The sequence below is a fragment of the Rahnella variigena genome (genome assembly GCF_003610915.1).
Classification (GTDB): Bacteria; Pseudomonadota; Gammaproteobacteria; order Enterobacterales; family Enterobacteriaceae; genus Rahnella; species Rahnella variigena.
Genome location: NZ_NSDJ01000001.1, coordinates 4,300,155 through 4,313,697, shown reverse-complemented (window position 1 = coordinate 4,313,697; position 13,543 = coordinate 4,300,155). Strand labels below are relative to the sequence as shown.

Below are 13,543 nucleotides of genomic sequence, written 5' to 3'. Positions count from 1 at the left end.
TCTCCACCAAAAGAGAACCATACAAATGTTCTCAGCGTTAAAAAAATAACCACAGCCATAGAAAGAACAACCAATACCCATATGATATTGAACATAAAAAAAGAAAATACTGCCTTCATATTCATTATTTTTTCTCCTGAAGACTATTTATTTGCTCGTTAATAATGGCACCAGACCCTTCTGTTGCAATAGCAGCTCCTGTATTACCTGCTATACCGGGAATAGAACTTGGTGTTAATGGTTTTGATATGCCCATTCCCATATCAACCCATTCATAGCTTTTCCAGTTCGGATTAAATATGTTGTTCAAAGATCCCTGTGCAAACTTACCGATCCCGTAACCCAATCCCGAAGCGGCACCACTTATTACACCACCTTTAAACGGGTCATCTCCGTTCAGATAGCTTGATGTCGCGCCACCTGCCGCATTCCAGCCCATAGTTCCCCATAGGCCAGTGTTAGCTGTAAATGCACCAACATAGGTCGCGATTAATACATCTGTTGGATTAACTGTTCCGTTATTCGCATATTGAATACCAGCGTTCGCTGTACCACCGATGCCAGCAGTGACCTGCATTCCACCCGGTATGTAGATGAGACCTGCGGTCGCCATAGCTGTTGCATAGGCCTGATTCTCGGCGAGTCCTCGCTGACAACTTGCTGAGTTTGGAGCTGTTGCACATGAAAGTACATCTTCTCCATGCGCTTTTACTTTTTGCTCCTGACCCCATTCTGTACCACCGAATAGATTATTGCTGATTTCGTTTTGACCCGATTTCGCCCCATCAATCCCCGAGCTTACCTCTCCTCCGACTACGCCACCGGCGATCCCCGAGGCTAACGTTGCCAGCGCAACTACGCCTTGTTTCTCTTCTTCGCTCAGATTTTTGATGTCTTTGCCGGGATAGAGCGCTTCGGCGATGTACTTCGCGCCTGCGGCTGACAGCCCGGCACCGGCCGCGCCGGCAGCGGCATTGCCGCCTTGCATTTCGGCGACGACGGCACCGGCCAGCGCGTGGCTGATGATGCGCTGGGCGCCTTCGGCGGTGTGGGTTTTGATGTATTCAGCCATGTAAGGCGCGGCTGCGCCCGCCACGGCGGAGCCCCAGTCGCCGCCGGTCAGGCCTTGTATGGCGGCGGTGATCGCCTGTACGGCTTTCTGTTTATCGCTGCCGGTGCCGTAATCGTTTAACGCCGTGTCGTAGGCGCGTCTGGCGATGTCTTCACCGGTTGGCGTTTTTCCTTCGGCTTCCAGCGCGGCTTTCGCGGCGGCGAGATTGTCGGGATTTTTAGCCGCTTCCTGTGCCGCGATTTTCCCTTCGGTGCGAACGATGTCCGCGACCTGCGAGCCAATCTGCGCGATGGCGCGGTTCTCGTCGATGCGCTGCTGTTCTTTGGCAGCATCGAAGATCGGTGCCAGCGTGCTGTGGGCGTTGTCGGTGTCGCGGCTTAACTCAGCGACATCCTGCGTCTGTTTCTCTTTATCGCGGATAACGATCGTGCCGTCCGCGACAGCGGAACCGGTAGTGCTGGCGGCGCTGCCGTCGTTGTTCAGCCCGGCGAGCATGCCGTTAGCCATATTGCCCATGAACTGCGAGGCGGTGTTACCGCTGGAGCTCATGCTGGCGCTGCTGCTCTCGACGCTGTAATCGGCTTTGTTGCGGATGTCGTTCCAGCCCAGCGTGCCGGTATCGAGGCGGTTTTTGTCCGACGTCGCACCGGAGGCAATCACGCCGCCGTTAAGCTGGGTGTGGTTGCCGACGGTGATGTCGAAGCCGCCGTTGCCCGCGAATATGCCGCTCTGGTCGGTGACGCTGGCATAGTCGGCGTTCATTTTGTCCTGCGTCAGGCTGATGTACCCGCTGCCGCCGCCACCGCCCCAGGTGAAGCTGCCGCCCGCAGCGGCGCTCTGCTGTTTCGAATCGTAATGTTCGGTGTCCTGCAGGCTTTCGACCGTCAGGTTGCGGCCAATCTCAGCGCTGATCTGCTCACCGGAAACCTGTGCGCCCCTGATGTTCAGATCGTTACCGGCATTGATGTTCAGGTTGTTGCCTGCGCCGATTTCGGAATTGGTCCAGGTGGTGCCGTCGCCGTGGTTTTTGCCTGCGGCTGCGTTGACGTCGGCGAAAATGCTTAGCCCGGCTTTTTCACCGCTGACCCCGAAACTGATGCCGATATCGCCGCCGGCGCTGCTGTTTTTGCCGGTGGTTTTTTGGGTGTTATCCGCCGCCAGCAGGTTGATGTCGTCGGCAGCGGACAAGCTCAGATCACCGTCAGCTTTGATTTTGCTGCCGATAACATTGAGGTCGCCCTCGCGTGCTTCGATCGTGGCGCTGCCGCCAGCCATCACCGACGAACCAGTGGCGGCGCGTTGATCGGTTATCTGCTCGGACCGGCTTTCCTGATGGCTGATGGAGGCCGAGATGCCGATAAAGCTATTTTCCCCGCTGTTGTTGCCGTCGAGCTGGGTACCCTGATACGCCTGATAGCCGTTCAGTCCGGCTTTGATGCCATCAAGTGCTGCCATCCGGCCGCTGCTGTCATCACTGGCACTTTGTGCGGCGGTATAGCCGCTGTTAACGGCTGCACCGGCGGTCCCCGACAGGGCGATGTTCAGGCCGGTGGTTTTTTGTTCGAAGGTCTCTTTGCGGTGCAGGGCGTCCTGACCGGGGGCAATCTGCACGCTTTTGCCGCTGATCTGCATGTCCTGAGTGGAGATCACGTCCGAGCCGCTGACGTGGACGTTGTTGCCCGCCATCAGGCTGACGTCGCCGCCGAGGCTGCCAATCGAGCTTGCGCTCTGGCTTTGTGTGGTGCCGTCTTCGTTGACGCGGTGGCGGGTTTCGGTGGTACCGAGGGTGAAGCCCAGTCCGCCGCCGCTGAACAGACCGCTTTTTTTCTTCTCATCCAGACGGTAGGCGGATTGTTCTTCGGTGGATGCCAGAACGTTAATGTCGTTGCCCGCCAGCAGGCTGACATTGCTGTCGCCGATGACGCTGGATCCATTAACGTTCAGGTCGTGACCGGCCATCATCGAAACATTGTCGCCGCCGAGCTGGGTGCCTTTGTCGTGAGTCGCGTAATCTTCGCGCACGGTATGTGTGGTGGTTTTTGAGAAAATACCGCCCGAGGTTTTCGTCTGCTCGAAGAAGGAATAATCGCTTTCCGTGACGCTGTTAAGGGTGATGTCGCGCCCGGCGTTGGAGAGGGGCGCTTGATAGTCACATTTTGAATTTGTTAAAGAACAATTACTGTTGTCTGATTCAGGTAGCCAAATGGGAAATCAATGATCACTGAAACGACCCCTTCCTCTTTCTAATCTGTTAAAAGGAGAAAAAGGAGAGCCAGGATCTACCGGAACAGATTATTGGTATAACAGAGGTAAGCCATGTCCCAGCTAGATACGTAACCGCAGGCAACCCGATCAGTATCCGCAGGTCACCCTCAAGGGCCGCTGGCTCGGGCAGCTCGGTTTTACCACCGGGCAGAAGCTGGAGGTGATCACACAACCGGGATAGCTGATCATCCGGCTGGCGACCGAAGGGTAATTAGCTGACGTATAAAAAAGTCCCGGCGACTTTGCCGGGATTTTAATGACTAATAGAAGTCTGGATCTATTCGACCTTCCGCTTTCAAGATCTCAACGAAGCGATTATAAGCGACTTCGTCTCGTTCTATTATGTCATCCAACAATGCTTCTTTTATTAAAGCCCAATGATATATTCCATTTATATGCGTAGAGAAATAATTAAATTCACCATTCAAAGTTGAATCAATAACGTGAACATTTTTTTCTTTATAAGAAATTAAACCACCATAGTTTTTAGGTAACCCTAAAAACAGAGTTTCATTTTCAAGCCAATATATGGCAAACACATCTACTATGGTTCCATCTTTCTCTTGTATTTTCATTTAATCTGCCCTTTAATATTTTCGATTACATCTGCCGGGTTAGTGTTAACTCTCTGAGGAGTATCAATTTTCATATCGTAGGCTTTACCGGTAGTAGAGTTGTACTGATAATGTATAGTGATTGATTCCCCTTTAGCATTTTTCTGGACTACCTGCATTTTTTGGAATCCTGCACTTACAGGAAAACGAGGATCATTATTCATTCCTGGCAGTATTTCACCTTTTGCAGGATTCTCCTGCACTTGGTTCCAAATAACCTGCTCATTCAAATCTCTCGGCTGTGTAAATTGTTTACCTGTCTTCGCCGTCGATATTTTCTCAGCTGCACTAATAATGACTTTATTATCAATAATCTTAGCTGCCTTACCAACCACCGCAAGCACTCTTTCTGCAGGGATTGATGACAGTAGCGCTAGTGCATAGTCTTTTGCATCTTCCGCTGATAACAATGCCATTACCGTATCCGTTCCAGGATTGTTCTCCAGGATCGCTTTAATAATGTCTGCACCTTCCGGCAAGTCACCTTTGACCATGCGCTCCATGTCAGATTTGACTTGGTCCGGCGGCAAATTATTATCCTGCGCATATTGAGCATAGGAGGCGACTGACTGACCGTAATCCATCATTCCTGATGGTAAACTCAGCGCATTATTCTCAACCTCATTCTTCCCGCCCTTAGCCCCATCTACCCCCGAGCTTACATCTCCCCCCACAACGCCACCGGCGATCCCTGAGGCTAACGTTGCCAGCGCAACCACGCCTTGTTTCTCTTCTTCGCTCAGATTTTTGATGTCTTTGCCGGGATAGAGCGCTTCGGCGATGTACTTCGCGCCTGCGGCTGAAAGCCCCGCACCGGCCGCGCCCGCAGCGGCATTGCCGCCCTGCATTTCGGCGACAACGGCACCGGCCAGCGCGTGGCTGATGATGCGCTGGGCGCCCTCGGCGGTGTGGGTTTTGATGTATTCAGCCATATAAGGCGCGGCTGCGCCCGCCACGGCGGAGCTCCAGTCGCCGCCCGTCAGGCCTTGTATGGCGGCGGTGATCGCCTGTACGGCTTTCTGTTTATCGCTGCCGGTGCCGTAATCGTTTAACGCCGTGTCGTAGGCGCGTCTGGCGATGTCTTCACCGGTTGGCGTTTTTCCTTCTGCTTCCAGCGCGGCTTTCGCGGCGGCGAGATTGTCGGGATTTTTCGCCGCTTCCTGTGCCGCGATTTTCCCTTCGGTGCGCACGATGTCCGCGACCTGCGAGCCAATCTGCGCGATGGCGCGGTTCTCGTCGATGCGCTGCTGTTCTTTGGCAGCATCGAAGATCGGCGCCAGTGTGCTGTGGGCGTTGTCGGTGGCGCGGCTTAACTCAGCGACATCCTGCGTCTGTTTCTCTTTATCGCGGATAACGATCGTGCCGTCCGCAACAGCGGAACCGGTGGTGCTGGCGGCGCTGCCGTCGTTGTTCAGCCCGGCGAGCATGCCGTTAGCCATATTGCCCATGAACTGTGAGGCGGTGTTACCGCTTGAGCTCATGCTGGCGCTGCTGCTCTCGACGCTGTAATCGGCTTTGTTGCGGATGTCGTTCCAGCCCAGCGTGCCGGTATCGAGGCGGTTTTTGTCCGACGTCGCACCGGAGGCAATCACGCCGCCGTTAAGCTGGGTGTGGTTGCCGACGGTGATGTCAAAGCCGCCGTTGCCCGCGAATATGCCGCTCTGGTCGGTGACGCTGGCATAGTCGGCGTTCATTTTGTCCTGCGTCAGGCTGATGTACCCGCTGCCGCCGCCACCGCCCCAGGTGAAGCTGCCGCCCGCAGCGGCGCTCTGCTGTTTCGAATCGTAATGTTCGGTGTCCTGCAGGCTTTCGACCGTCAGGTTGCGGCCAATCTCAGCGCTGATCTGCTCACCGGAAACCTGTGCGCCCCTGATGTTCAGATCGTTACCGGCATTGATGTTCAGGTTGTTGCCTGCGCCGATTTCGGAATTGGTCCAGGTGGTGCCGTCGCCGTGGTTTTTGCCTGCGGCGGCGTTGACGTCGGCGAAAATGCTCAGCCCGGCTTTTTCACCGCTGACCCCGAAACTGATGCCGATATCGCCGCCGGCGCTGCTGTTTTTGCCGGTGGTTTTTTGGGTGTTATCCGCCGCCAGCAGGTTGATGTCGTCGGCAGCGGACAAGCTCAGATCACCGTCAGCTTTGATTTTGCTGCCGATAACATTGAGGTCGCCCTCGCGTGCTTCGATCGTGGCGTTGCCGCCGGCCATCACCGACGAACCGGTGGCGGCGCGTTGATCGGTTATCTGCTCGGACCGGCTTTCCTGATGGCTGATGGAGGCCGAGATGCCGATAAAGCTATTTTCCCCGCTGTTGTTGCCGTCGAGCTGGGTACCCTGATACGCCTGATAGCCGTTCAGTCCGGCTTTAATGCCATCAAGTGCTGCCATCCGGCCGCTGCTGTCATCACTGGCACTTTGTGCGGCGGTATAGCCGCTGTTAGCGGCTGCACCGGCGGTACCCGACAGGGCGATGTTCAGGCCGGTGGTTTTTTGTTCGAAGGTCTCTTTGCGGTGCAGGGCGTCCTGACCGGGGTCAATCTGCACGCTTTTGCCGCTGATCAGCATGTCCTGAGTGGAGATCACGTCCGAGCCGCTGACGTGGACGTTGTTGCCCGCCATCAGGCTGACGTCGCCGCCGAGGCTGCCAATCGAGCTTGCGCTCTGGCTTTGTGTGGTGCCGTCTTCGTTGACGCGGTGGCGGGTTTCGGTGGTACCGAGGGTGAAGCCCAGTCCGCCGCCGCTGAACAGGCCGCTTTTTTTCTTCTCATCCAGACGGTAGGCGGATTGTTCTTCGGTGGATGCCAGAACGTTGATGTCGTTGCCTGCCAGCAGGCTGACATTGCTGTCGCCGATGACGCTGGATCCATTAACGTTGAGGTCGTGACCGGCCATCATCGAAACATTGTCGCCGCCGAGCTGGGTGCCTTTCTCGTGAGTCGCGTAATCTTCCCGCACTGTGTGTGTGGTGGTTTTTGAGAAAATACCGCCCGAGGTTTTCGTCTGCTCGAAGAAGGAATAATCGCTTTCCGTGACGCTGTTAAGGGTGATGTCGCGCCCGGCGGTAACAGCCAGATCGCCCGTAGCATCGACTTGTGCGCCATTGAAGGTCACATCCTGTCCGGCCTGAATGCGGGTGTCGCCACCGCTGGTCAGTCCGGTGCTTTGCTGACGGATTTGCTCATCGATCTGCTGTTTTTTCTTGCCGTGAGATTCGCTGTAGCTGCTGATGGCTTCGGCGTTCAGATTAACGTCACGTCCGGCCGCTAATGTGGCGTTGTCGCCCGCACTCATGCTGGCTGCCTGCGAATTAAGGTCACGACCGGCCACCAGCGTTAAATCCCCACCTGCGTTAAGCGTGGTGTTATCCACCAGGCTGAGGCGTTGTTCGCTGTTGCTGGTTTTGCTGCGGGCGTTCTGTTCCTGCGTTTGCAGGTTAATGTCGTTGCCGGCTTTGAGCGTGGCATCGCCTTTTGCGGCAATCTGACTGGCGCTGATGTTCAGGTCATGACCGGCCTGCATGGCGAGGCTGCCACCGGCGGAAATGCTGCTGGCCTGCGTGTCGGTACTCTCCGTCAGGGTGTTCTGGCCGCGTGAACTGCGCTGGTCAAGCTCTCGGGTCTGGTTGGCGCTGATATTGATATCGCCCAGCGCCTGCATGGCAAGATCGCTGCCAGCGCTGAGGTGTGCACCGGTGATGTCGATATTTTTACCGGCGTACATCGACAGGGCATCGCCCGCCGTGATTGAGGCCATATCGCCGGTCTGGGTGTCTGAGAGGGCGAGGGTATCGACGCCGGATTTACCCGCAGCGTTCCACTGATTGGTCAGTGTCTTGTTGATCAGGTTGCCGTCGAAGCTGACCAGCGAAACGCTCTGACCGCTGATGGTCGAGCCGATGTTACTGATGTCGCCGAGTGCGAACAGGCTGAGATCGCCACCCGCTTTCATCAGCCCGGCATCGAGGTTATCAATAGTGGTCTGGCCCGAAACGTAAAGACCGGAGCTGGCCTGCATCGTCGAACCGCTGTTGGTGACCGTGCCGCCCGCCAGCTGAATGTTGTTACCGGCGATCACGCTGCCGGTGGCCGGTGCGACGTCTTTCGGGGAAAGGTACAGTTTGGGGATCAGCACATTCTGGCCGTTCACCACGCTGTTTTCCCACCACAAAATACTTTTATCCAGTGAGGCCACTTGTGCCGCGGTCAGCGCCACGCCAAAGGATAAACCGAGTGACTGTTGCGCGAGGGCAGCGTTATCCATCAGATATTGCATCTGCGCCAGATCGGAGCCAAATCCGTTGATGTAGCGGCTGCCGGTGGTGTTAATCAGCGCGTTGCTGACGTAGCGGGTATCGAATGCCGCATCCCCGAGGAAACGGTAGTCGTAATCAGGGTGCAGATTCAGGCGGTCGAGGAAATAGGCTGAGCCGATAAACGAGGATTCTTCCGTGTACTGGCGGCCGGTTTCACGTGGCGCGACCGGCGCTTTCATTCCCTGCATCGCATAGATTTCGTTGAACAGGCTGTTATCCAGTTGTCCGAGTCCGTCCAGTTTCGGGTTGGTGATAATGAGATACGGACTTTGCGGGTCGGTGCTCACCACGAAATAGCCGCTGTTGCTGGTGGGCAGCGGGTAATCGCCGCTGTTGAGCGTCGTGCCGCCGTTCAGGGTTTGCAGGGCATCGGCAATACTGTCACGCCATTGCGGGGCGGTGATCTCTTCCTGTGAGGCGCTGGCCAGATCCTGCGACGATGCACCGGCGAATTCAGCCGGTGCGCTGAGGGAATTCAGTGCAGGGGCAGAAAGTTCATGGCTGATGCTGCCGGCATGGGCAGAGGATGAAGTGTTGCTGATATCGCTGGCAAAGGTAGCGGTCAGGTTGCCACCGGCCTGGATCACCGCGCGGTAAGCGGCGGCATCGCTGCTGGTTTCATAAACCGGTGCACCGGTCAGGTCAAAACGAACGGTAGTTGATGATGCCTTCTGAGTGGCATATTCCGTCGCGCTCACAGACTCACGGCAACCGGCGGCTTTTGCACAGTTGTAATGATAAATCTGGTAGGCCGAGACGGTGCCGGTGTCGACAGAATTGTTGTTCAGCCGGTCGCCGGACAGCGTCATGTTACCGCCCGATAGCAGGCTGCTGGCATTATTGTCCAGCGTACTGGCCTGCACGGTGAGATCACGGCCTGCTGCAATCCTGGACGCATTACCTCCCGCCGTTGCCGTCCAGGTTTCATCACTGATGAGGACTTTTTTATCCTCTAGTTGCGGGCTGATCAGTACAAAATAGCGGGTCGTACAGTGGTCGTTGACGCCGCCACCGCAAATCGTTTCTTTATCGTAGGTCAGTAAAGCGGGATCAATGTCTTTCAGTGAAACGTCAATGTAGGCCTGACCCGCCGGGACATACTGATGAGTTTCATGGGAGAAACTCAGTCCGTTGCGTTCATTGAGCAAATGGCCGGTGTAAATCGAGATATCGCCATGGGTTGTTTCGATAGTCCCGGAGCTGTTGACCGTTTCACTGCTGGCATTTCCTGCGGCATCTTTCATCATCCACAGGTTGTTTCCGGCCAGAATGTCGCCCTGAATATTACTGATGCGGTCAGCCAAAAGGGTCATGTCGAGCGCGGAATAGAGCAGCGCGCTGTTGGTCAGTGTGCCGGTGGCGCTCAGAAGCAGGTTTCCGGCAGTGCCGATAAACCCGCTGTTGGCGATATCTGCGCGGCTTTCAAGGCTGACATCACCGCCAGATTGCAGGCTGCCGCTGGCATTCTGCCGGATGTTTCCTGCACGGATGCTAAAGATGCCGTCACCGCCCGTCAGGGTTCCCTGATTGCTGAAGTTGCCCCCGCTGGTCAGTAAGAGGCTTTGCCCCTGCATCGTGCCGTTTTGGATGAAATCACCTGACGTGCCGACGTTTAATACTTTTCCCGCCGCCAGTGTGCCGTTTTGGGTTAATGCTTCCAGCAACGTCAGCGTGACATTCCCCAGCGCCACAATCTGGCCGTTTTGCGCCAGCGTGCGGCTGTTCAGCGTGATATCGCCTGCACTGAAAATTTTCGCATTGCTGGCGTTGGCGAGCGTCTGTGTCGTCAGGTTGAGCATTTGCGCGGCAAACAACGTGCCGGTGTTATTCACGCTGGCCTGATCAAGCGTCAGCGCACCTGCCTGAACCGTTCCGCTGTTTTCCAGCGCATTCCCGCCGAGCGTGGCCTGATTTTGGGCAATCAGCGTGCCGCTGTTGGTCAGCGTATTTGTGATATTCAGGTTAAGGCTGTCACTTTGCAGCCAGCCGGTGTTGAGGAAGGCCGGGGTATCAAGGCTTAACTGGCCGCCGGACAGCAAACGTCCCTGATTACTGATGCCCTGCGAGAGATCAAAGGTGGCGCGCGTCGTGCCCTGCGCGATGCCGTCGTTGTTAAACGTCGCGGCGTTAAGATTCAGTGTGCCGTCGCTGAGGATCACACCACCGGCATGGTTTTGTGCATCGCCGGTCAGGGTCAGATCCATTGATTCCCGCGCCTGCAGGGTGCCGCTGTTATCGAGACGGGCAGTATTCAGTGTCAGCGCGCGGGTTTGCAGTTGTCCTGCGTTATCAAGGTGGCTGGCGGTGATCTCTGTGCTGCCGTTACTTTGCAGTTTGCCGGAGGATTGCTGAGTCAGTGCGTTTTGCAGCGTGAGAGTCAGTCCGTCCACACCGGAGATTTCGCCTTCATTATTCAGCGTATTACCGAAAATGCTCAGGTTTTTGGCGATCCACTGCCCCTGATTGGTCAGCGCCAGTGCCTGTAGTGCCGCCGTTCCGCTGGCAGTCAGCTTGCTGTTTTTACCACTGATGAAGTTCTGCGTGAGCGTGAGTGTCAGCGCATCGGCGCTTTGAATCGTGCCGTTGTTGGTGAGCTGCTGGCCGCTGAGCAAAATATTCTGCCCCTGCCAGATACCGTCATTGACGACGGATTGCGCAGAAACCGACAGATCTCCCTGAGAGAGCAATGCGCCTTGCTGACTGTTACTGAGATCCTGCAACAACGTCATCGCCAGCGTATTAAGACCATTCAGCGCACCACGGTTATCCACCTGTGTCTGCTGGATATTGAGCTGGCTGGCCTGCACGGTGCCGCTGTTGGTCAGCCGGTTACCGTTCAGCGCGAGGCTGCCTTCACTGAGCAGGGAACCGCTGTTTTCCAGCGTTTCTGCGCTGATTTGCATCGCACCATGGCTCATCACTTTGCCGGTGTTATCAAGCTGATGGCTGACCGTGGCCTCAAGTGATTGCTGCCCCAGCACGCTGCCACTGTTGGTAAAATCTGTGGCGAAGAGACGGGCGTTTTCACCCTGGATGATGCCGGCGTTGCCCAGTTGCGTCGCGCTGAGCGTCAGATCTGCGCCGCTCAGCAGACGACCCGACGCCCCATTGCCGAGCGTGTCGGCATGGATATCCAGCAGGGAAGAGCCCTGAATTGTGCCGGTGTTATTGAGTGAATCTGAGGTCAGGGAGAAGCTGTCCGCCAGCAGCAAACCGGCATTATTCAGTTGTGGCAGAGTAAGATCGAGGGCGCCACCGGTGACAATCTGGCCGCTGCTCAGGTTATTCAGCGAGGCGACATCCAGTTGCATGGCGCTGTTGCCCTGAAGGATCCCGCTGTTGATGAGTGAATCTGTGCTCACATGCAACGTCTCAGCCGACACGTTGCCGCCGTTACTCAGGGTGTCCGCGCGCAGGCTGACATGTTGTGCCGCCGTTTGTCCCTTATGATTAAGGGTGGCGGCCTGAACCGCCAGATTACCCCCGGCGACCTGGGTTCCCTGCAAATCAGCCGATTCCTTCAGCGTTAAGGTCATGTCCTGTTGCGACTGCAACTGCGCCTGCGTGCCGGTCACCAGCCGGTCTGCGTTGAGTGTCAGCGTACCGAGTGAGGCCAGCTGGCCGTCAATTTGTGCATCGGACAGATGAAGCGACAACCCGCCGTCGCTGGTCAGTGAACTGTTCTGTGAACCGGTAAAACGATCGCCCTGAAGGGAGACCAGATTGTTTCCTTTGGCGATACCGGCCAGAGAAAACTGACTGAACGTCAGCCCCAGATCATGTCCGGCAAGCAACTGCCCGTCAGCGTTCAGGCTCAGGGACGAACCGGTAAACGTCAGATCCTTTCCTGCGCTGACCGTGCCGCCGAGGGTGGCGGTTTGTGCGTTCATCGCCAGCGACCCGCCTGACAGCAACTGTCCGGTATTATTCAGCGTACTTAAGTCCAGAGTAAAATCGCCCTGAGACTGAATTTTTCCGTTATTTTCCAGCGTGGTAGCGCGAAGGGCGGTGTTGCGGCTGGCGGTAATATTTCCCTGATTACTCAGCTTATTACCCGTGAGCCGGACATCCTGCCCGGCAGTCAGGTTACCCTGCAAGGCAAGGTCGCCGTTGCTGGTCAGCTCCACATCACGCTGTGCATCGATATGCGTACTGTTATCCGCCGTTAACCGGGCGCTTTGCATTTTCACCGTTTGACCAGAGGTTATCTGGCTGCCACTTGCCTGCAACTGACCATTGCTGGTCAGGGTGAGATTCTCGTTGCTGGTGATGGTGGCGTTTTGCAGCTGCATTTCGCCCTGGCTGGTCATCGAGACGGACTGCGCCTGATGCTTGCCGCTGAGCTGAATGTCCTGCGCACGGGCAGCGAGCGAGCCTGCCGTCGCGCTGTTGCTGAGCGTCAGTTTGCCATTTGCGTCAAGCTGCATATCGCCCTGACGCGCATTGATATTGCTGAGATTGACGCCGACGCCTTTGTCGCTGGAAACCAGTTTAATGCGGTTGGCGTACATGCCGCCCAGCGCGCCGGTGTCGATGGCGACACGCGGTGCGTCGCCTTTGCCCGCTAACGGCGTGACCTTGCCGCTGGCGTCAACGCGGTTGGCTCCTGCGATCACGGTCAGATCCTGCGCATTAAGTTGCGCATTGATTTCTGTTGCGCGGGAAATCAGAGAGAAATAGCCACTCTGGCTGGCGTCCAGCCCTTTGCCTTCAACGGTGATCGCGCCTTGCGTGACTTCCAGGGATTGCAGTTTGCCGTCAGCACCCAGTACCGGTTTACCGGTGGTCAGGGTGGCATTCGGCGTATTGATAAATCCGCAGCCGTTACAGGTGATGCCGTAAGGGTTGGCAACCATTACGCTGGCGCCTTTCCCCGCCACTTCCATATACCCGTTGAGTTGTGAACGGTTTGCCGACGTGACTTCGTTAATGATGGCTTTGGCTTCCTGCCCGGCCTTCAGATTAGGGTTGTTCTGGATCAGGCCGCCGAGCTGGCTTTGGGTCAGCCGGTCTGTGCCGTTATTGAGGATTAAGCCTTCGGTGCCGACGTTGAAATTCTGATACTGGTTATGGGATACGCCCGCCTGATTCGGTGTCGCGATGTTAACCACCGGCACGCCGTTTCCTGCCTGATCAACCTGCGTCGCGCCGTTTGCCACCTGCACACCTGCCGCCACGGCAGGCATCACCGGCTGAATGGCGAGAAAGGTCATCAGGGTGTAACTCATCAGACGACGCCAGACAGCGACCGGCGGTAACGTATTCTTTTCCATTTTCGATA

The 13,543-nt window shown here is 56.3% G+C and carries 4 protein-coding genes; 1 reads left to right on the top strand and 3 read right to left on the bottom strand.

Annotation, left to right across the window (positions count from 1 at the left end):
• Positions 1 to 124: 124 nt before the first annotated feature.
• Positions 125 to 3,094 (bottom strand): hemagglutinin repeat-containing protein, encoded by a 2,970-nt coding sequence (locus CKQ54_RS19770; RefSeq protein ID WP_120349690.1) that lies wholly within the window; start codon positions 3,092 to 3,094, stop codon positions 125 to 127.
• A gap of 307 nt (positions 3,095 to 3,401) precedes the next feature.
• Between CKQ54_RS19770 and CKQ54_RS19765 the strand changes: the two genes are divergently transcribed.
• A complete protein-coding gene (locus CKQ54_RS19765) occupies positions 3,402 to 3,518 on the top strand; it encodes a SymE family type I addiction module toxin (protein ID WP_120349704.1) in 117 nt (38 codons plus the stop codon).
• A 79-nt stretch (positions 3,519 to 3,597) separates the two neighbouring features.
• Here the strand turns inward: CKQ54_RS19765 and CKQ54_RS19760 are convergent, their stop codons facing one another.
• Together CKQ54_RS19760 and CKQ54_RS25670 are read right to left on the bottom strand one after the other, a co-directional pair.
• Positions 3,598 to 3,912: a hypothetical protein gene (locus CKQ54_RS19760; protein ID WP_120349689.1), complete on the bottom strand. Its 315-nt coding sequence runs from the start codon at positions 3,910 to 3,912 to the stop codon at positions 3,598 to 3,600.
• Positions 3,909 to 13,535: a hemagglutinin repeat-containing protein gene (locus tag CKQ54_RS25670; protein ID WP_120349688.1), complete on the bottom strand. Its 9,627-nt coding sequence runs from the start codon at positions 13,533 to 13,535 to the stop codon at positions 3,909 to 3,911. The genes CKQ54_RS19760 and CKQ54_RS25670 overlap by 4 nt, the downstream gene beginning before the upstream one ends.
• Positions 13,536 to 13,543: the final 8 nt, after the last annotated feature.